General features: G+C 61.9%; 23 protein-coding genes and 1 pseudogene. 12 read left to right on the top strand and 12 right to left on the bottom strand.

Going from position 1 to position 19,208, the window contains the following annotated elements:
* Window positions 1-69: 69 nt before the first annotated feature.
* From EN955_RS26605 to EN955_RS26595, 3 genes are all read right to left on the bottom strand, one after another.
* On the bottom strand, window positions 70-678 hold the full coding sequence (locus tag EN955_RS26605; protein WP_013531340.1) for a transglutaminase-like cysteine peptidase: 609 nt from the start codon (window positions 676-678) through the stop codon (window positions 70-72).
* A 241-nt stretch (window positions 679-919) separates the two neighbouring features.
* Window positions 920-1,537 (bottom strand): PilZ domain-containing protein, encoded by a 618-nt coding sequence (locus EN955_RS26600; RefSeq protein WP_013531341.1) that lies wholly within the window; start codon window positions 1,535-1,537, stop codon window positions 920-922.
* A gap of 183 nt (window positions 1,538-1,720) precedes the next feature.
* A complete protein-coding gene (locus tag EN955_RS26595; RefSeq protein ID WP_024503876.1) occupies window positions 1,721-2,353 on the bottom strand; it encodes a PAS domain-containing protein in 633 nt (210 codons plus the stop codon).
* A 388-nt stretch (window positions 2,354-2,741) separates the two neighbouring features.
* On the opposite strand from EN955_RS26595, the gene EN955_RS26590 reads away from it, so the two are divergent.
* Window positions 2,742-3,500 (top strand): rhomboid family intramembrane serine protease, encoded by a 759-nt coding sequence (locus tag EN955_RS26590; RefSeq protein WP_024503877.1) that lies wholly within the window; start codon window positions 2,742-2,744, stop codon window positions 3,498-3,500.
* Between the two features lie 87 nt (window positions 3,501-3,587).
* Window positions 3,588-4,019 carry a CBS domain-containing protein gene (locus tag EN955_RS26585; RefSeq protein ID WP_013531344.1) on the top strand — a complete coding sequence of 144 codons (432 nt, stop codon included), beginning with the start codon at window positions 3,588-3,590 and terminating at the stop codon, window positions 4,017-4,019.
* A gap of 47 nt (window positions 4,020-4,066) precedes the next feature.
* On the opposite strand, the gene EN955_RS26580 is transcribed toward EN955_RS26585, so the two are convergent.
* Window positions 4,067-4,369 (bottom strand): YjhX family toxin, encoded by a 303-nt coding sequence (locus EN955_RS26580; protein WP_013531345.1) that lies wholly within the window; start codon window positions 4,367-4,369, stop codon window positions 4,067-4,069.
* Window positions 4,370-4,723: 354 nt separating this feature from the next.
* On the opposite strand from EN955_RS26580, the gene gatB reads away from it, so the two are divergent.
* The 5 genes and pseudogenes from gatB (at window position 4,724) to EN955_RS26555 (ending at window position 8,025) form a co-directional block, all read left to right on the top strand.
* Complete coding sequence (gene gatB / locus EN955_RS26570) at window positions 4,724-6,223, top strand: Asp-tRNA(Asn)/Glu-tRNA(Gln) amidotransferase subunit GatB (protein ID WP_024503878.1); 1,500 nt, start codon at window positions 4,724-4,726, stop codon at window positions 6,221-6,223.
* Window positions 6,224-6,227: 4 nt separating this feature from the next.
* Window positions 6,228-6,722, top strand: coding sequence for a GNAT family N-acetyltransferase (locus EN955_RS26565; protein ID WP_013531348.1), 495 nt, complete (start codon window positions 6,228-6,230; stop codon window positions 6,720-6,722).
* 161 nt (window positions 6,723-6,883) lie between these two features.
* Window positions 6,884-7,270, top strand: a pseudogene (locus tag EN955_RS35590) (AIM24 family protein); the annotation flags it as partial.
* A gap of 71 nt (window positions 7,271-7,341) precedes the next feature.
* Window positions 7,342-7,581, top strand: coding sequence for an AIM24 family protein (locus EN955_RS35585; protein ID WP_348627683.1), 240 nt, complete (start codon window positions 7,342-7,344; stop codon window positions 7,579-7,581).
* Between the two features lie 27 nt (window positions 7,582-7,608).
* Window positions 7,609-8,025 carry a hypothetical protein gene (locus EN955_RS26555; RefSeq protein ID WP_081714327.1) on the top strand — a complete coding sequence of 139 codons (417 nt, stop codon included), beginning with the start codon at window positions 7,609-7,611 and terminating at the stop codon, window positions 8,023-8,025.
* 37 nt (window positions 8,026-8,062) lie between these two features.
* Here EN955_RS26555 and panC read toward each other — a convergent pair whose 3' ends face one another.
* Both panC and panB read right to left on the bottom strand, forming a co-directional pair.
* Window positions 8,063-8,914 (bottom strand): pantoate--beta-alanine ligase, encoded by an 852-nt coding sequence (panC, locus tag EN955_RS26550; RefSeq protein WP_024503880.1) that lies wholly within the window; start codon window positions 8,912-8,914, stop codon window positions 8,063-8,065.
* A complete protein-coding gene (gene panB / locus EN955_RS26545) occupies window positions 8,911-9,726 on the bottom strand; it encodes a 3-methyl-2-oxobutanoate hydroxymethyltransferase (RefSeq protein WP_196815402.1) in 816 nt (271 codons plus the stop codon). Before panB ends, panC begins: the two co-directional genes overlap by 4 nt.
* A 255-nt stretch (window positions 9,727-9,981) precedes the next feature.
* Between panB and EN955_RS26540 the strand changes: the two genes are divergently transcribed.
* The 3 genes from EN955_RS26540 to EN955_RS26530 all read left to right on the top strand — a co-directional run bounded on the left by EN955_RS26540 (window position 9,982) and on the right by EN955_RS26530 (window position 11,556).
* Window positions 9,982-10,380, top strand: a complete 399-nt coding sequence (locus EN955_RS26540; RefSeq protein ID WP_013531353.1) for an NADH:ubiquinone oxidoreductase subunit NDUFA12 — start codon at window positions 9,982-9,984, stop codon at window positions 10,378-10,380.
* Window positions 10,381-10,503: 123 nt separating this feature from the next.
* On the top strand, window positions 10,504-11,094 hold the full coding sequence (locus EN955_RS26535; protein WP_013531354.1) for a DUF2155 domain-containing protein: 591 nt from the start codon (window positions 10,504-10,506) through the stop codon (window positions 11,092-11,094).
* Between the two features lie 75 nt (window positions 11,095-11,169).
* Window positions 11,170-11,556: a hypothetical protein gene (locus tag EN955_RS26530; RefSeq protein WP_024503882.1), complete on the top strand. Its 387-nt coding sequence runs from the start codon at window positions 11,170-11,172 to the stop codon at window positions 11,554-11,556.
* Between the two features lie 9 nt (window positions 11,557-11,565).
* Here the strand turns inward: EN955_RS26530 and aat are convergent, their stop codons facing one another.
* From aat to EN955_RS26500, 6 genes are all read right to left on the bottom strand, one after another.
* Entirely contained in the window at window positions 11,566-12,183 is a 618-nt protein-coding gene (gene aat, locus EN955_RS26525) for a leucyl/phenylalanyl-tRNA--protein transferase (protein ID WP_024503883.1), read from the bottom strand.
* 12 nt (window positions 12,184-12,195) lie between these two features.
* Complete coding sequence (gene accC / locus EN955_RS26520; RefSeq protein ID WP_127223481.1) at window positions 12,196-13,539, bottom strand: acetyl-CoA carboxylase biotin carboxylase subunit; 1,344 nt, start codon at window positions 13,537-13,539, stop codon at window positions 12,196-12,198.
* Between the two features lie 10 nt (window positions 13,540-13,549).
* Entirely contained in the window at window positions 13,550-14,008 is a 459-nt protein-coding gene (gene accB, locus EN955_RS26515) for an acetyl-CoA carboxylase biotin carboxyl carrier protein (protein WP_013531358.1), read from the bottom strand.
* Window positions 14,009-14,034: 26 nt separating this feature from the next.
* The gene (gene aroQ, locus EN955_RS26510; protein WP_013531359.1) at window positions 14,035-14,469 is read right to left on the bottom strand and encodes a type II 3-dehydroquinate dehydratase; all 435 of its coding nucleotides are present in this window, start codon (window positions 14,467-14,469) and stop codon (window positions 14,035-14,037) included.
* 149 nt (window positions 14,470-14,618) lie between these two features.
* The gene (locus EN955_RS26505) at window positions 14,619-15,422 is read right to left on the bottom strand and encodes a DsbA family protein (RefSeq protein ID WP_013531360.1); all 804 of its coding nucleotides are present in this window, start codon (window positions 15,420-15,422) and stop codon (window positions 14,619-14,621) included.
* Between the two features lie 61 nt (window positions 15,423-15,483).
* A complete protein-coding gene (locus EN955_RS26500) occupies window positions 15,484-16,878 on the bottom strand; it encodes a M48 family metalloprotease (protein ID WP_024503884.1) in 1,395 nt (464 codons plus the stop codon).
* Between the two features lie 145 nt (window positions 16,879-17,023).
* Between EN955_RS26500 and EN955_RS26495 the strand changes: the two genes are divergently transcribed.
* Together EN955_RS26495 and EN955_RS26490 are read left to right on the top strand one after the other, a co-directional pair.
* Window positions 17,024-18,172 (top strand): aminotransferase class I/II-fold pyridoxal phosphate-dependent enzyme, encoded by a 1,149-nt coding sequence (locus EN955_RS26495; RefSeq protein ID WP_024503885.1) that lies wholly within the window; start codon window positions 17,024-17,026, stop codon window positions 18,170-18,172.
* A 4-nt stretch (window positions 18,173-18,176) separates the two neighbouring features.
* Entirely contained in the window at window positions 18,177-19,160 is a 984-nt protein-coding gene (locus EN955_RS26490) for a glutaminase (RefSeq protein ID WP_024503886.1), read from the top strand.
* The last annotated feature ends 48 nt before the right edge of the window (window positions 19,161-19,208 follow it).

The raw sequence follows: 19,208 nt of genomic DNA, 5'->3' as shown, positions 1-19,208 counted from the left end.
GGGTGGGGACTCGACCGGGTTTCTCCTGAAGCGCCTCGCATTCACGCGACGCGCTTGATCTCTGTTAAATCAGCGGACGCTGGCGACCGCGTCGGAGCGGCCGTCATTGATCGTCACCCAAACGCCGGAATTCTGGTCCGACTGGCGCTTGAGATAGGTGTAGTCGGTGTCCGTCCAGGACAGGACCTTGGTCTCAAGATTGTCGAGGATGAATTCTCCGAGGCTGGTGCGCACGGTCAGCACCGCGTGGCCGTCGCCATTCGGCTGGCGCGCCACCGTCATCAGCAGATTGCCGGCGGGGACGCCCGCATCCATCAACTCGCGGCGCTTTTCCAGCGCGTAATCCTCGCAATCGCCATAGCCATTGGCCGGATAGGCCCAATATTCCTCGACACCGTAGTTTTCCATGTCGGTGCGCGGCTTGATGCGGGTGTTGACCGAATTGTTGATGTTGACGATCGTCGCCCACAGCTTGCGGGTCAGTTCGACCGGCGCACCCCTGCGGGTCCGTTCGCTGCATTCGCCGGGAATGCGCTGGCAGAACTCATAGTGACCAACAGGCTGGGTGGTGCGTCCGCCGGTGTGCATATAGGCCGGTCCCGCGGCATATGCTGATCCCCAAGCGGAAAGCTGCATCGCCATTGCCGCCAGCAACAGCTTGCCCCTCGTTTTCTTCATTGTTGTGGTCTCCCCGTTCGAAGGAGACATTGCCACATGTGGATTTATTTGACGCAAAAGCGCGAAGTAGATATTGAGTAAAAGTCCAATAGAATAAACGTAAAATTTGAATCATTTGAGTATTAATTCGTTTGGATCTGAAGGCTCCCACCTCGGGCGCGGAGCGCTCCCAGAAACAAGCTCCCAGAAACAAAAAACCGGCCGCAAGGGCCGGTTCCTGGAATGTTGCTGTCGGGCCTGCTCAGGCGCGTGGCGTGTTGAATTCGGAATCAAGCGTTTCGGGACGCTGGATCACAGCGAATTCGATGGCGACGCCATCCTCGAAATGACGCACGACCTGCCCGCGCATGGTGCCAAGCATGACCTGGATGCCGATCGCCGGTTTGACGTCGATTTCGACAGCGGCGCCGGAGAGCGAAAGGTCGATGATGCGGCACTGGTACTGGCGGCCGTCGGTGAGCTGCAGCACGCTTGTCGGATTGCGCGGTGCGACGCGCTCGTGGCGGCGATCTTCCGGCAGGTCGAGTTCATGCTTGTTGGCCAGCCAGGTCAATTGCGCGGCCAGCTTGTCCTTCTTGCGATCCGACGCAATGACGGTCATCGCGAAACCGTCCTGCAGGGTGCGTGTGACGACGCCTTCGATGCGGCCGATATGATCGATGTAGGCGATGATTTTTTCGCCGGGCATGCCGATGCGGTCGGTGCGAAACGCGACATTGCCCGGTGACATGTCGACGACCTGGCAGGGATGTTCGGTGCGGTCTTCCAGCATGAAGCGTCCGTAAATTTTAACCCGGACGCGCTGAAAGTTTCGCCTTTCAGCTTGGGACGGCGCATAGTCGACCGCCGCTGACCTCATGACTGCCTACACCCCGTTTGGCATCCCGCGCGCCGATGCGAGGAACTTCATCACAGAAGTACAACAAAGCGGGTTAACAAAGGGGAAAAGCGGGCGCTCCAGCGTTTTCCTTTTTGCTGGCCGTGGTGCCAAAACCGCCGCGCAGTTTTGGGCGACGTGCATCAGGTCTCAAAAAACAGCGGACTATTCCTCGCGCCCGCCATCGAAGACGACGAGATGACGGATGCGACGCACCCGGCCGAGCGCCGAGATCGTCTCGGGTGCCCCAAGTTCATCGGGAACAAGCGAGGGAACATCGATCGCCGGGCGATTGTTCAGAAGCTCCTTCTCCGGATCTATGACGCGGATTGAATCGATCAACGCATCGGTGATCGGATCGGCACCCAGCCAGAAGGGTTTCTCCACGGCGCTGATGACGCCCAGGCAGCGCGGATTTTCGACGCCGCCGTCCAGCGGCAGGGCAAGCAGTTCGAACTTATTGGAGCGCCCGTTGCGGCTGAAGCCCTCATAGCTGATGAGCACGACCGATTTCTGCTCGAACACGCCATGGATCAGGCGCGAGACGAGCCGCTGGTCCTTCTCGCGCCACAGCGATGGAAAGGAAAACCCCTTGAGCTCGCGGCCGTAGCAGGCGCAAAGCCTTGTGCCGGCCAGCCGGAATACGGCCTGTCCGCGCGTGTCACGTTCCAGGATAAAGGTGTCGGCCAGCAGCGACTTGATGTCGGCCGGTTCGACCTCCGAACGCTTCGGGGCGGGGCGTCCATCACGCAGGCGGTTCCAATATTGGAACAGCGTGATCGATCCATTCTGGTTCATGCTATGCTGCTCCGCGCAATCTGTCGTCTGATGTCCCATCGGTGAACAGAAGGGCGCCCTCCGAGGACCTACATGCGTTGCGGAGCAGGAAGCGTGCCAGCGTCGTTAACACTTGTTCACGGGTCGGGGCCGTTAAGGTTAACAAGTGGTTTACGTTGCGTCTGAGCGAGCCCCGTGGCACACAAAAACCACTCCAGAAGCGGTCGTTTCGCGACGATCGGCAGCACTTCAGTCAGAGTTTTAGGGGAGCAGGGGGCTCGACCGGCCGTTCAAGGGAAACCTTGAACGGCTTCTTTTTTGATTCGCGCCAGATGATTCGCGGTTTGCTGTTCGGTCCGCGTTAATCTAGATGCTCGAACCTGGAATCCCGCAGTGAGTGCAATTTCAAATGAGTGAACCGGTAATTCCCTCGGAAGCCGACCCGGTCGAGGGCGCGCCCGAGCCGCGGCGCGAGCCGGTGTTCAACCTGCCGCCCGTCGTGCTGGCGGTGATCGGCATCTGCATCGTCGTCTATCTGTTGCAGCAATATGTGTTGAGCGAATCCCAGCAGATGACATTGCTGTATGACGGGGCCTTCATCCCCGTTCTCTACACCGGGCAATACGGCTTCGACTGGTTCCTGTTTTCGCGGCCCTTCACCTACGCGTTCATGCATGGCGGCTTTGCCCATATCGCCATCAACATGGTGTGGCTCGCCGCGTTTGGTTCACCATTGGCAAACCGTCTGGGAACGCTGTGGTTCGCGCTGTTCTTTGCCGCAACCGGGCTGGCTTCGGTCGCGCTTTTCTGGGCACTGCATCCTTACGGTGAGGCGCCGCTGGTCGGGGCTTCCGGTGCGATATCAGGCATGATGGGGGCTGCGGCGCGTTTTGGCTTCCGCACCGATCGTTCGGCCGGCAAGGCCGCCTTCGCCGGCCCGGTGCTGCCGATCGCATTCGTGTTGCGCTTGCGCGGTGTCGTGATTTTCCTTGCCATGTGGATGGTCATCAATCTCGCCACCGGCCTGCTCGGTTTCGCCCCGGGGGTAGACGGCCAGATCGCCTGGGAGGCCCATATTGGCGGCTTTGTCGCCGGCTTCTTCGGCCTGCGCTGGTTCGACAGGAGATGGCAGGCGCCCGAATGGGAGACGGCCGACCACCACACTTGAAATGCAACCGATCACGGCGCACGATGTTCACTCTTACGTGAAGGCCGGTCAGGGCAGGAACCGGCAGGCAAAGCAGAGGAGGACGCCATGACGGTTAAGGCAATTCTCGAGAGAAAAGGCCATGACGTGTTGACGCTCGGGCCGAACGAAAAGCTTAGCGAAGCCATCCGTATCCTGGCAGAGCACAAGATCGGGGCGCTGGTCATCACCAATGGCGATCGCAAGATCGTCGGCATCCTGTCAGAGCGCGACATCGTCCGGGTTGTCGCCCGCGAAGGTGGAGCCGCGCTCGATATCCCCGTGCGTTCGGCGATGACGCCGAAAGTGAAGATCTGCAACGAAAACCACACCGTCAACGAGGTGATGGAGATCATGACCCGAGGCCGCTTCCGCCATCTGCCGGTGGAAAAGGACGGCATGCTCGATGGCATCGTGTCCATTGGCGACGTGGTCAAGCGCCGCATCGAGGATGTCGAGCGCGAGGCCGACGAGATCAGAGCCTACATCGCCACCGCCTGAGCGGTGAGGCGAACCGCCGGCCGGAGAACCGACCGGCGGAGCCGTGGTTACCTGTTGTCGAGTTCGGAGCGGACGAGTGCGAGCCCGCGCCGGGTGATGCGGTAGGGTCCACCGTCAGACGAAGAAACAGCCTTCTTCCGCTTCAGTTTTCGAAACAGCTCGAGATCGACGCCCGGATAATGCCAGCCGTCGCGGGTCAGGCATTTGACGGAGGCGATCCGTTTCTTCTCGTTCTTTTCGATTTCAATGCGTCCGCCCTGCGCGAGCAGGTGCAGGATGCGCTGTTTCCACAGCGCCGCGCGTCCTCTTGGACGCGCAAAGGACGCTGTGGCACTTATGATCTGGCGCATGATCCTTTCCGAAAATCGATACCGATTTTCGGGGTCATGCGCTGCGCGAAATATCCATGTGAGAGTTTTCCGGGAAAACAAAAAATGCCGCCGCCGCGAAGCTTCGCGGCACGGGGTTTCAGGTTTTCTGCCCTGCCTCGCCAGGAGGTCAGGGCCTTACCGGGACTGAGCGTAAGTGGACATCCACTCTCCATTGGAATGGACCTCCTATAGGCGAACGCAGCTGAAAAGGCCAGTCCGCGGCTTTGCGCTTGTGTTTTTTGGGCGCTTGTCTCTTTTGGCGGTTTGCACTAGCGAAGTTGCACACCAAAGTGTGCGAAACGCATTATCCGCAGTTCCAATACGCAGGCCACCATGTCCCTCATCGACACCCGCACGCCCGACGCCAAGCGCCTTGTTTCCGGTGCCACCGGCGACTGGGAGATCATCATCGGCCTCGAGGTCCATGCCCAGATTACATCGGAAGCAAAGCTGTTTTCCGGCGCCTCGACCGCTTTCGGCGCGGCGCCCAACGCCAATGTCAGCCTGGTCGATGCGGCGATGCCCGGCATGCTGCCGGTCATCAACGAGGAATGCGTCAAGCAGGCGATCCGCACCGGCCTTGGGCTGAAAGCGCAGATCAACCACAAGTCGGTCTTCGATCGGAAGAACTACTTCTATCCAGACCTGCCGCAGGGCTACCAGATCTCGCAGTTCAAGCAGCCGATCGTCGGCGAGGGCACGGTGATCGTTTCCGTTGGCCCCGATCGTCAGGGCGAATTCGAGGACATCGAGGTCGGCATCGAGCGGCTGCATCTGGAGCAGGATGCCGGAAAGTCGATGCACGACCAGCATGTGACCATGTCCTATGTCGACCTCAACCGCTCCGGCGTGGCGCTGATGGAGATCGTCTCCAAGCCCGACATGCGCTCGGCCGACGAAGCCAAGGCTTATGTCACCAAGCTGCGCACCATCGTGCGCTATCTCGGCACCTGCGACGGCAACATGGACGAAGGTTCGATGCGCGCCGACGTCAACGTTTCGGTGCGCAAGCCGGGCGGCGAGTTCGGCACGCGCTGCGAGATCAAGAACGTCAACTCGATCCGCTTCATCGGCCAGGCCATCGACTTCGAGGCGCGCCGGCAGATCGCCATTCTCGAGGATGGCGGCAAGATCGACCAGGAGACGCGGCTGTTCGACGCCGTCAAGGGCGAGACGCGTTCGATGCGCTCCAAGGAAGAGGCGCATGATTACCGCTACTTCCCCGATCCGGACCTCTTGCCGCTGGAATTCGACCAGGCCTATGTCGATGCGCTGGCCAAGGAATTGCCGGAACTGCCAGACGACAAGAAGGCGCGGCTGATCGCGTCGCTCGGCCTGTCGGTCTATGACGCCTCGATCCTGGTTTCGGAAAAGCCGATCGCCGACTATTTCGAGAAGGTGGCCGCCGGCCGCGACGGCAAGCTCGCCGCCAACTGGGTCATCAACGATCTGCTCGGGCAATTGAACAAGGCCGGAAAAGACATTGAAAACGCTCCGGTTTCTCCCGAGCAGCTTGGCGCGGTCATCGATCTGATCAAGGACGGCACCATTTCCGGCAAGATCGCCAAGGACCTGTTCGAGATCGTCTGGAATGAGGGCGGCGATCCGCGCCAGCTGGTCGAGAGCCGTGGCATGAAGCAGGTCACCGACACCGGCGCCATCGAGAAGGCCGTAGACGAGGTGATCGCAGCCAACCCCGACAAGGTCGAACAGGCGCGCGCCAAGCCGAGCATGGCCGGTTGGTTCGTTGGCCAGGTGATGAAGGTGACCGGCGGCAAGGCCAATCCACAAGCGGTCAACGACCTCGTCAAGACCAAGCTGGGCATCGAGTAGCGCGGTGTTTGTCCGCACCGCAGGTGAACGTGATCTGACGGCCATCCGGGCGCTGCTGGTCGAAACCTGGCACACGACCTATGACGCGGTCTATGGCCCTGATCGGATCGACCGGGTCATCGAGGATTGGTGTTCGCCGGCGAAATTGAGAGCTAGCCTTGAGCGGCCGAATGCCGAATTCCTGGTCGCCGACGACGGCAAGCGCATCGGCGGCGTCGCCTATGCCGAAAGCGTCGAAGGCGGCACCGTGGTCGACCTGCAACAGCTCCATGTCGCACCCGACCTGCAAGGCCGGGGCATCGGCGGGATGTTGCTCGATGAGGTGATCGAGAATTTTCCGGAAGCCCGCTCTCTACGCATCGAGGTCGTGGAGCAGAACAAGCGTGCGGTCGCCTTCTATCTGGCCAACGGCTTTGCCGAGATTGGCCGGGCCGACAATTATGGGCCGGCGCAGTCCGGTATTGCTGCGTTGATTCTTGAGCGGATGCTGACCGCCTGAGCGCTCGATGATCGCGCGATTGCATCACGTTGTTGCGAGTGGACCCTCGAGCGCACGGCTTTCATTTGACGGCGCAAATATCGAGCGCAAAGCTGTGGCCGCTGACCCCAGCCATGATCGGTGTTTGACCGGTGGCATGCGAGGCAGCTTGGGGAATCGTCATGCCAAGCTTGCCGGAACTGATGCCGACACAGGTGTCGGACGAGACCTTTGGCGGCGTCACCTATCATATAGCGGGCGAGCTGGTGCCGGTGCTTTCGGTCGATGTCACGCGCATGCCGGTCTATTTCGAGCACCACATCCTTTTGTGGAAGAATTCCACCATCACCATCGGCCTGAAATCGCTGAAGGGCGCGCTGAAGCGGATGATGGCCGGCATGCAGATCTTCGTCACCGAGGCGTCGGGGGCGGGCATCGTTGCCTTCAGCCGCGATGGGCCTGGCCACATCGTGCCGATCCATCTCAGGCACGGCGAAGAGATCCAGGTGCGCGAGCACCAGTTTCTCGCCGCCACCGGCAATGTCGACTACACCTTCGAACGGGTGCGCGGCCTGGCGACGATGCTGTTCGGCCAGAGCGGCTTTTTCATCGACCGCTTTCGCGGTGATTCGGGCGATGCATCGTCTGGCTGCACGGCTATGGCAACGTCTTCGAAAAGACGCTCGCCGCCGGCGAAACCATCGACATCGAACCAGGCGGCTGGCTGTTCAAGGATGCCTCGGTCAGGATGGAGACCAAGATCGATCGCCTGTCGAGCGGCTTCTTCGGCGCCAACATGAATTTCATCGTCAACCGATTCACCGGACCGGGCCGTGTCGGCATCCAGTCGATGTATCTGCATATGCCGACGGAGGAATAGTTGGGCGAAGGCCACTGGCGGGCAGCAATGGCGGCCGCGATCCGGCCATGCGTCATCGCGGCGTTTGCCGTGCCGGCTCACCACGGATATGCAAGGGCCATGACCAAATTGTTCCGCACTGCGGCGCTGGCGCTGCTCGCCATCATCATTTTCGCGACCTTGTCGCCGATCCAGATGCGGCCGCATCTCGCTGAAGCAAATGTCGAGCGTGCCATGGCTTATGTCCTGCTGGGCTTCGCCCTGGCGGTCGGCTTCCCCAACCGACTGTATCAAGTGGTGATCTTTGTGGCTGTGATCGCCGGCATGCTGGAACTGCTTCAGCTCATTGATCCCGGTCGCCATGCACGCCTCATCGATGCATTGGTGAAAGCCTTTGCCGGGGTGGTTGGGATCGTCGCGGGACACCTGATCGTCAGGGCCGGCCGGCAAAAGAGCGAGAGCTAGGCGCGGCAGCAATCCGCCGCGGAGGATCGAGCCTTCGCTAGGCAGCGGGAACCCCCACATTGTCGATTAGCCTGGTTTTGCCGAGCCATGCTGCTGCGAGAAGACGCCCTTCGCGGTTTCGACGCCATGGCGCAAGCGTCAGGCTTTCGCGTGCCTCGACATAGTCGACCTTCTGGAAACCGGCGGCGATGAGGTCGCGGATAGCCTCTTCGGTTGCGTCGTTTTGGTGGGCGCCTGCCGCCAGGGCCACTGCCGTTTTGCGCAATATCACGTTGAGTTGGCGGGCGACCTTCAGTTCGGCCTCATCGAGATAGGCGTTGCGTGACGACATGGCGAGACCATGCGCGTCGCGTATCGTCGGGGCGCCGACGATGTCGACGGGCAGGTCGAGATCGCCGCAGAGCTGTCTCACCACGCAAAGCTGCTGGTAGTCCTTCTCGCCGAAGACCGCAAAGTCGGGCGTTGCCTGCAGGAGGAGCTTTGCCACGACGGTGGCGACGCCTTCGAAAAAGGTCGGCCGAAAGTCCGATTCGAGCCCGGCGGAGGGGCCGCCGACCGAGATTTTCGTGGCGAAGCCGGCGGGATACATCTCGCCAACCGTCGGTGTGAAAGCAAGGTCGGCCTTTGCCGCGCCGAGCCGATCGAGATCGCGGGCGAGTTGGCGCGGGTACTTGTCGAGGTCTTCGCTCGGCGCGAACTGTGTCGGGTTGACGAAGATCGACACGACGCAGCGCTCGGCTTTTTCGAGTGCGATCCTGACCAGCGAGATGTGCCCGTCGTGCAAAGCGCCCATAGTCGGCACCATGGCGACACGAAGGCCGTCACGGCGCCAGTCATGGATTTGCGTGCGAAGTGCGGCAACGCTGTCGACGACGACGGGTTGGCTCATGCGTCATCCCTGCTGTTTGTCGCCGAAAAGACATGGCCGGGGCCCGGGAATGTCCGGTTTCGCACTTCTGCTGCATAGCTCTTTGCGGCATGCGAGATCACGCTGCGCAGGTCGGCGTATTCCTTGACGAATTTCGGCACGCGATCGACGGTCAGCCCGACCATGTCGTCGATGACCAGGATCTGGCCGTCGCAGTCGCCGCTGGCGCCGATGCCGATGGTTGGGATGGCGAGGCGGCGGCTGATATCGGCGGCGACCCTCTCGACCGTGCCTTCGATGACCACCGAGAAAGCCCCGGCGTTCTCGACGGCGAGCGCATCGCGAAGCAATGCCGCAACAGCCTCCTCGGTGCGGCCTTTGATCTTGTAGCCGCCGTCCTTCTCGACCGATTGCGGCTGCAGGCCGATATGCCCCATGACCGGAATGCCGGCGGCGACGATGGCCGCGATCTGGCTAACCATGTCGACGCCGCCTTCGAGCTTCACCGCCTGGCAGCCGGTTTCGTCGACGACCCGCCGCGCCGAGGCGACGGCAAGTGCTGCCGTGACCTCATAGCTGCCAGCCGGCAGGTCGACGACGACGCAGGCACTGGCCGAGCCGCGCATCACGGCTTGCCCATGCGCGATCATCATCTCCAGGGAGGCACCCAGTGTCGTCTTGTGGCCATGGAGGACCATGGCGACACTGTCACCGACCAGAAGCAGATCGACATGGTGATCAAGCAGACGGGCGATGGGATAGGTATAGGCGGTCAGGCAAACGATCGGCGTGCCGCCCTTGCGGTGGCGAATCGCCTCGGCGCTGATGCGCATGTCGGTGGTCGGCAATTCCGTGGCCAATCGTCACCTCCTTTGGCCTCAAGCCGGGCTGGATACAAGCATGGGCGCGCAGAGCTTTAGAAACACCGCAAAGGCTTGGCAAGCGTGCATGCAGCCACCGGCAGGATCACAGGCTTGTGTGGGGTTTCGGGAAAGCCATTTGCGCACACGCCGTGGCAAAACCCTTGCCTTCGGCAAGGCCTGACGCCATAAGCAGGAAACGGGCGCTGCTGGCGCGAGGGTTTTGAAATGAAGACTTTCCTTACGCAGTTTTTCACCTGGTGGAACAGCCAGACGATAGGAACCCGCCTGCACACGTGGCGGTATGGCAAGAAGGTCGGCCAGGACGAGACCGGCAATTTTTACTACGAAGGCGGCATCGATTCGGAAGGCCGCACGCGCCGCTGGGTCATCTACCGCAATTATTCGGAAGCTTCGGCGATACCGCCCGGCTGGCACGGCTGGATGCACCACCGTGTCGACGTCGCGCCGTCCAGCGAGGACTACAAGCCACGCGACTGGCAGAAGCCGCATCAGCCCAATCTGACCGGCAGCCCGGCGGCCTATCGCCCGAAGGGCTCGGTGCTCACCAATCAGCATCGCCCGCAGGTCACCGGCGACTACGATGCCTGGACACCCGGGTCGTAGCGACAGGGTGCAAGCCGGTCCTTTATCGCCACAATTGGTGTTTAGCTGCTTGCTGATCAGAAAACGGCGACTAGCCTTGGCGATCGACAGAATCACCCGGGCGCGAACCACCGGTATCTTTGCATGAGCTTTTCTTACTCAATATCGGCCAGTCTGGCGCTAGCCGCCGGTCTTGCCGTCAGCACCGTGGCCTTCGCCGCTTCGCCTGAGCCCGCGGCACCCGCGCCGGCGCCGCCCGCGGGAGCGGACCGGGTTACCAATGCCGTTGCCGAGTTTGCCGGTATCGACAAGATCACCGGCCGGATCATCACCTTCGATGTCTATATCGACGAGACGGTGCAGTTCGGCGCTTTGCAGGTGACGCCGCGCGTCTGCTATTCGCGGCCGCAGGCGGAGGCGCCGAAGACCGATTCCTTCGTCGAGGTCGACGAGATCACGCTCGACCGCAAGATCCGCCGCATCTTCACCGGCTGGATGTTTGCCGAAAGCCCCGGCCTCAACGCCGTCGAGCATGCCGTCTACGACGTCTGGCTGAAGGCCTGCAAGCAGAAGTCGGATGTGCCGGCGCCCGACGGAGCCAAGGCTGACGCAACCAAAGCGGAGGCTCCCAAGCCCGCCGCAGCCAAACCGGAAGCCGCGACCACTCCGGACGTCACAACGCCTGATGTGACGGAGCCGGACGCTTCGGAACCCGATACTACCGACACCAACTGATCCCCCGGAACCGTCCTGGCCACAATGCGTTGGGCCACGGACGAGCGCACATTCATGCGCAAGGAGGATCTTCCGATGTCAGACAGCAAACGGATCACGGCTAGCAAGGCCGAATTGCTGGAACTCGAAAAGGGATTCTGGACGGGCGACTCCGCCTACTACGCGGCCAACGCCGACACCGAATGCCTGGTGGCATTTCCGCAGATGGCACAGGCGATGGACAATGCGGATCTGGCCAAGACCGCGGCCAAGCCCAACCGCTGGCGCAACCTGCAGATGGATCTCAAGGGCATTATCGAGCCGGGCAGCGACATCATCATGCTGACTTACGAGGCGCGTGCGACACGGGAGAATGGCGAGGCTTATGCCGCGCTGGTCAGCACCGGCTACGTCCATCGCGCCAACGGCTGGAAGATGATGTTCCATTCGCAGACGCCATTGGAAGCCGCTACCGGGAAGTAGGCTCAATCCTCAGGGATAGAATATTGCCTCGCCCTTCAACGCATCGGCGAGCATCTTCTCATACTTGCCGCGCGGCACGTCGACCGCGCCGAACCGCTTGAGGTGCTCGGTGGTGAACTGCGTATCAAGCAGAGCAAAGCCCCGCGCCTTCAAGCGCTCGACGAGGTAGAAGAGGCAGGTCTTGGAAGCGTCCGTCTCTCTGGCGAACATGCTCTCGCCAAAAAACACCCGGCCGAGCGACACGCCATAGAGGCCGCCGACCAGCCGGTCCTCACGCCACGCTTCGACCGAATGACAATGGCCTATCCGATGCAACTCGATATAGGCTTCGCGGATCGGCGCATTGATCCAGGTCGAGCGCCGCTCCGCGCGCTTTTCGGCGCAGCCGTCGATGGTCGCCTCGAAATCGAAATCGAAACGGATGTCGAAGGGATGTTTCTTGATCGTTTTCCAGAGACTTTTCGGCGTGTGAAAGCCGTCAAGCGGGATGATGCCACGTGTCTCCGGCCGCACCCAGAACACCTCCGGGTCGCCGGCACTTTCTGCCATTGGGAAGACGCCCGAGGCGTAGGCCTTGAGCAGCAGGTCGGTGGGGATGCGATAGCCGGGCGCGTAGGGGCGGGTCATCGCGTCTCCGCGCTACTCTTCCTTGGCCAGGGATTTTTCCAGCCAGTGGATGTCATAATCGCCATTGGCGATGTCGGCATTGCCGACGAGATCGCGAAACAGCGGCAGCGTCGTCTTGATACCGTCGACGACGAACTCGTCCAGGGCGCGGCGCAGGCGCATCATGCACTCGACGCGGTTACGCCCATGTACAATCAGCTTGCCGATCAGGCTGTCGTAATAGGGCGGGATCTTGTAGCCGGAATAGACGCCGGAATCGACGCGGATGCCCAGACCACCCGGTGTGTGGAAATGGGTGATCGTACCGGGCGAGGGGGTGAAGGTGCGTGGGTCCTCGGCGTTGATGCGGCATTCGATGGCGTGGCCGTTGAACTTGATGTCCTCCTGCTTCACCGAGAGGCCGCCGCCGGAAGCGACGCGGATCTGCTCATGCACGAGATCGATGCCGGTGATCGCTTCCGTCACCGGATGCTCGACCTGCAGGCGCGTGTTCATCTCGATGAAATAGAACTCGCCATTTTCGTAGAGGAACTCGATCGTGCCGGCGCCGGAATAGCCGAGGTCGGCGATCGCCTTGGCGCAGATGCCGCCGATACGGGCGCGCTCTTCGGCATTGAGGGCCGGCGAGGGCGCCTCTTCCCAGACTTTCTGGTGGCGGCGCTGCAAGGAACAGTCGCGCTCGCCGAAATGCACGCCGCGGCCAAAGCCGTCGCCGAACACCTGCACCTCGATATGGCGCGGCTTTTCCAGGTATTTCTCGATGTAGACCGCATCGTCGCCGAAGGCCGCACCGGCTTCCGTGCTCGCCGTTTGCAAGGCGACCTCAAGGTCGGCCTCGGTAAGCGCTACCTTCATACCGCGCCCGCCACCACCGGCCGATGCCTTGATGATCACGGGATAGCCGATCTCGGCGGCAATGCGCCTGGCTTCCTTTTGGTCGGTGACGGCACCGTCCGAACCGGGCACAACCGGAATGCCGAGGCGCTTGGCGGTTCGCTTGGCCTCGATCTTGTCGCCCATGATGCGGATATGGTCGCCGGACGGACCGATGAAGGTGATGTTGTGCGCGGCCAGTATGTCGGCGAACTTGGCGTTCTCCGACAGGAAGCCGTAGCCCGGATGCACGGCGTCGGCACCGGTGATTTCGCAGGCCGCAACGATCTGATGGATGTTGAGATAGCTGTCGCGCGATGGCGGCGGACCGATGCAGACGCTCTCGTCCGCGAGCCGCACATGCATGGCGTCGGCATCGGCGGTCGAATGCACCACCACCGTCTGGATGCCGAGTTCCTTGCAGGCGCGCAGTACCCGGAGGGCGATTTCGCCGCGATTGGCGATGAGGATCTTCTGAAACATCAGGCCCGCTCTACTCGATCACGACGAGCGGCATGCCATATTCGACCGGCTGCGAATCCTCGAAAAGGATCGCGGTCACCGTGCCGGCGCGTGGCGAGGGGATCTGGTTCATCGTCTTCATTGCTTCGATGATCAGCAGCGTCTGGCCTTCCTTGACCTTCTGGCCGACTTCGATGAATGCCTTGGCGTCCGGCGACGGCGCCAAATAGGCCGTGCCGACCATCGGTGAGGTGACCGCATTCTTGGAAAGGTCCGCCACCACAGGCACGGCAACGGCGGCAGCCTGCGCTGCTGCCGGCGCATAGGCCGGTTGCGGCGCCGCGATTGCATGAACGGCCGGCGCCTGCCGCGAGACGCGCACCTTCAGGTCGCCCAGTTCAACCTCGATCTCGGTGAGGTTGGTGTCGTTCAGTATGCCCGCCAGATCGCGGATCAGTTGCTGGTCAACACCGGTCTTCTTTATCGACATTTTCGAGCCTTCTGTTTGTTGGCCGGTCATAGGCGTGCGGCCAGCGCCTGTAGCGCCAGCGTATAGCCGAGCGGCCCAAAGCCACAGATCATGCCGACGGCGACCGGCGCGACCATGGAGACGTGGCGGAATGGTTCCCGCGCATGGATGTTGGAAAGATGAACTTCGGCCACCGGCAATGGTGCGACGGCGCGGATGGCGTCGTGGATGGCAATCGAGGTGTGGCTGTAGGCGCCCGGATTGATGACGATGCCGACGGCCTTGTCGCCGGCTTCCTGAATCCAGTCGACAAGGTCGCCCTCATGGTTCGACTGGCGGAAATCGATCTCGAACCCCAGCGCCGTGCCTGCCTGCTTGCAGTCGTCGGCGATCGCGGCAAGCGTCTTGCCGCCATAGATGCCCGGCTCGCGCTTGCCGAGCGCGTTGAGATTGGGACCGTTCAGGACGAAAACCGTTTTCAAAAAAGCCGACCTTTCCCGGCGCCGTCATCAAGCCGGCGCGCTGGGCCCTCTATAATGGGCATAGCCGCCCGCGGAAAGAGCGCAAGTGCGTTCTTTCACTGTCCACAACAGGCGGAAATGTGCCAGTGAGAGATAGCTGGCGAGCAAGATCAGAGCGCGGCTTTCGCCGCCTCGATCTTTTCAGCCAGCACTTCCTGCCCGAGCGCCCCGAACACCACCTCGTTGCCGACGACATAAGACGGCGTTCCGGTGATCGCCAGCTTGTTGGCAAGATCGTAGGTCTTGGCGAGGGCCTCGTTGATTGTCGGGTCCTTCATCTTCTCGCGCAGCGCCGCTTCGTCGGCGCCGAGCGACAGCGCGACCTTCATGGCCGCCGCCTCGGTGGCGCGTCCCTGACCGCCGAGCAACGCATTATGGAACTCGCCGTACTTTTCCGGGTGCATCAGGTGGAAGGCCATCGAGACCACGCTCGCCTTCTGCGAATCCGGTCCGAGGATGGGGAATTCCTTGAGCACGAAACGCAGGTCCGGATCGGTCTTGGTCAGCGCCTTCATGTCGTCGATGGCACGTTTGCAGAAGCCGCAATTATAGTCGTAGAACTCGACGATGGTGACCTTGCCGGTCGGATTGCCGACGACGCCGTCGAAGGCGGAGTTGAAAATCTGGTCCTTGGCATCCTTGATCACGCCGAGATGAGCGATGCGCTGCTCTTCCTTCTGCTTGGCCTCAAGCGCATCCTGGACTTCCAGGAGGACTTCCGGGTTTTTCAACAAATAGTCGCGGATGATGCCTTCGACCTCGGTGCGGTCGATCTTGGTATCGGCCGCCGCCGTCTCGACCGGCTGTGCGGTCCCGGCCTTGGCGATCTGCGGGTTTCCGGCAACGAATCCGAAAGCCAGCATGGCCAGAGCGACCGCAACCCCCGTGGTGCCCAGCAGCAGTGCCTTTTTCATCGTTCCTGTTCCTTCTGCCTGTTTTCCGGTCTGGCTATGTCGTGGCGCGCGGCCGGAAGGTTCACTTGATCTTGGTTGACGGCTTGTAGTTTATGATATCCTGGGCGCGAAGCCAGCGCGGCTCGCCGCGTTTCATCTGCTGCTGCGCCCGCATGGCGAAAATCTTCGCATCCTTGTAGTTGCCGGAATAGAAATGGCTTTCGGCGGTGGCAAGTTCAGCGCCAGGTATGTCGCCCAACTCGCCATAGGCCTGCGCCAGATAGCGATATCCGGCTGAATTTTCCTTGTCGCGACCGAGGCCATTGTTGATCTGCACGACGGCTTTTTTGAGGGAGTCGGGCGTGCCGACGGCCATCAGCGCCTGGCCCACGGACACCGGCAGCAGACCGGACCGAGCCGAATCGAGGCTGACCGCCTTGGCATAGGCGTCCGCAGCTTCCTTGGGTTTGTTGGCTTTCATCAGGATGTCGCCGCGCAGTTCCTGGAAGTAGGCATTCTTCGGTTGCGCCCTGATCAGTGCATTGGTCTTGGCGAGGGCGGCGGCGATGTTGCCGAACAGGTAGGTCGACTGGGCGTCGCCGTACTGGGCGGCGAGGGTTCCTTGCATCTTTCGCATCAGCCGGGACGCGGCCGCCTGGCCTTCCATGTAAACGGCGATCTTCACCCGCATCATGTCATGGCGCTGCTGCAGCGCGGGCGGGTCCGGCCTGTCGACATTGGGGTCCTGTTTCACCAGCACTTCGAGATTGGCGATGCGGTCCTGCGGCATCGGATGGCTGATCCGATACGGATCGACCTGGGCGCCCGAAAGCGAAAGTGCGGTCTGGAAGCGGCGGAATGTCTTCAGCATGCCCATGCCGGACTGGCCGGTGGCGTTGAGATAGGTGATCGCCGAGCGGTCGGCCGTCATCTCCTCGGTGCGCTGATAGGCGAGGATGCTGCGCTGTGCCATTTCGCCGCCGCCGGCAGCCACGCCCATGCCGGCGCCGGCGAGACCGCGGCTGCTGGTTGTGGCACCGGCGACAATGGCGCCGGCGCCAAGCAATGTCGCGATGACGGCCATCGTCTTGGCTCGTTCGAGCTGGTCGCGCAGCTTCTGCTGGTGGCCGCCGGCAATATGACCGGCTTCGTGCGCGATGACGCCGATGATCTCGTTGGGCGTTTCAGCCGTCATCAGCGCGCCGGTGTTGATAAACAGCCGACGCCCGGTGACGAAGGCGTTGAAACTCTGGTCGTTGACCAGAACGATGTCGATGCCGTCATTCGCCAGGCCGGCCGCCCTGAAGATCGGCCGCGCGTAATCGCGCACCAGCGCCTCGATCTCGGCGTCGCGCACCACCGGCACGTTCTGGGCGAAGGCGCTGACCGAGCTCGACATTGCAACGACAACGCCAAGCGAAAGCGTCGCGAAGACGCGCGCTGCCTGGGCAATCGTCGATCTGGGTCGGCTCAACATGATGTGTCCACTGGTAGACGAGCGGGCGAAAGATGAAAAGTCGGCGCCGGAAACTTCCTCAACTTGTGATCCTCACATCAATCGGGCATTTGTGCGGCACATGCGCCAGTGCCTGGCGCCGTCAGTCATCGGGAATACTGGTTAAATGGTCGTTTCGCTCTCACGCCGTGGCAATGTCGAGCCCTTCCATGCGATGGACATTCTGGCAGAGGCAAACCGGCTGAAGTCCCAGGGCGTGCCGGTTGTTTCGATGGCCGTCGGCCAACCCTCCGATCCCGCACCGGTTCTGGTTCGTGCCGCAGCAGCCAAGGCGCTGCAGGATGGGCGCATCGGCTACACCGACGCGCTCGGACTGGCAGGTTTGCGCAAGGCGATCGCCGGACACTACGCCGATCACTATGGGCTTGAGATCGAGCCTGGCCGGATCGCGGTGACCACCGGATCGTCGGCCGCCTTCAATCTTGCCTTCCTGGCGATGTTCGATCGGGGTGACCGCGTCGCCATCGCGGCACCCGGTTACCCTGCCTACCGCAACATCATGGCCGCACTCGGCATCGAGGTGGTCGAGATCGAGGTCGGCGACGCCGCCTACCTGCATGCCGGCCATTTGGAAGCCGCGCATCGTGAAAAGCCGCTGAAAGGCGTTCTCTTCGCCAGTCCCGCCAATCCAACCGGCGCGGTCATACCAGCCGATGAACTGGCGGCCCTGGTAAGGACGGCACAGGACCTCGGCATCGCCGTCATCTCCGACGAAATCTATCACCGGCTGGCCTATGCCGCCCCCGACACCACGGCACTTGCCTATGGCGGCGATGTGACGGTGATCAATTCCTTCTCCAAATATTACTGCATGACCGGCTGGCGAATCGGCTGGATGGTGCTGCCGCAAGACCTGGTGCGGCCGGTCGAGCGCGTCGCCCAGAGCCTCTACATCTCGCCGCCGGAATTGTCGCAGATCGCCGCGATCGAGGCGTTCAGGGCGACCGAGGAGCTGGAGGCGGTAAAAGGCCGCTATGCCTGGAATCGCGAGCTCTTGATGAAACGCCTGCCGGAACTCGGCTTTCCGCTGGCGGCGCCCATGGACGGCGCCTTCTATGCCTTCTGTGACGTCACCAGGCATACCAATGACAGCATGGCCTTCGCACGCAAGATGCTGGCTGAGGCGCATGTAGCGGCGACGCCCGGCCGCGACTTCGACACTCAGGCGGGGCACCGGACCATGCGTTTCTCCTATGCCGGCAGCCACGACGACATGGTCGAGGCAATGGCGCGCATCGAACGCTGGTTGAGGTAGCACCATGCCGGAACTCGAACAGGCCTCCAAACTCGATCAGGCCTCCAAACTTGATCAGGCCCCCAACCTTGATCAGGCATTGGCCGAAGTCGCGGCCGAAATGGCCGATCGCACCGATCGCGGTGACGTCGCTTCCTACATTCCGCAGCTGGGCAAGGTCGATCCGAAGAAGTTCGGCATCGCCGCCGTCACCAATGACGGCCGCGTGCTGATGGCGGGTGACGCCGAACAGGCCTTTTCGATCCAAAGCATCTCGAAGGTGTTCACGCTGACGCTGGCGCTCGGCAATGTCGGCGACGCGCTGTGGCAGCGGGTCGGGCGCGAACCGTCAGGCAATCCGTTCAACTCGATCGTGCAGCTCGAGCATGAGAACGGCATTCCGCGCAATCCGTTCATCAATGCCGGCGCCATCGTCATTTCCGACATCCTGCTTGCCGGCCACCAGCCGCGTGAAGCGATCGGCGAAATCCTGCGCTTCATCCAGTTTCTGGCCGATGACGAGACGATCATTATCGACCGAGAGGTCGCGGCGTCCGAACGGGCCACCGGCTACCGCAACTTCGCGCTTGCCAACTACATGAAATCCTTCGGCAATCTCCACCATGCGCCGGAGTTGGCGCTGGGTGTCTACTTCCACCACTGCGCCATCGCCATGAGTTGCCGGCAACTGGCGCTCGCCGGCCGCTTCCTCGCCAATGGCGGCAAGAACCCGGCGACCGGGCATTCCGTGGTGTCGGCCGAGCGCGCACGCCGCATCGGCGCGATGATGCTGACCTGCGGTCACTATGATGGCTCCGGCGATTTCGCCTTCCGCGTCGGCATCCCCGGCAAGAGCGGCGTCGGCGGCGGCATATTGGGCATCGTGCCGGGCGTGGCGTCGCTTGCCGTCTGGTCGCCCGGCCTCAATGCCAACGGCAACTCCAAGCTGGGGTCGATCGCGCTGGAAAAGCTGGCCAGGATGATGAACTGGTCGATCTTCGCGCCGTGATGCATGTCGCCCAAAAGTGCGCAGCGGTTTTGGGACAACGACATGCAT

It is taken from the genome of Mesorhizobium sp. M7A.F.Ca.CA.001.04.2.1 (assembly GCF_003998485.1).
In the GTDB taxonomy this organism is placed as follows: domain Bacteria; phylum Pseudomonadota; class Alphaproteobacteria; order Rhizobiales; family Rhizobiaceae; genus Mesorhizobium; species Mesorhizobium ciceri.
Note: the sequence above shows the minus strand (reverse complement) of the source record. Positions and strands in the feature narration are given on the sequence as shown.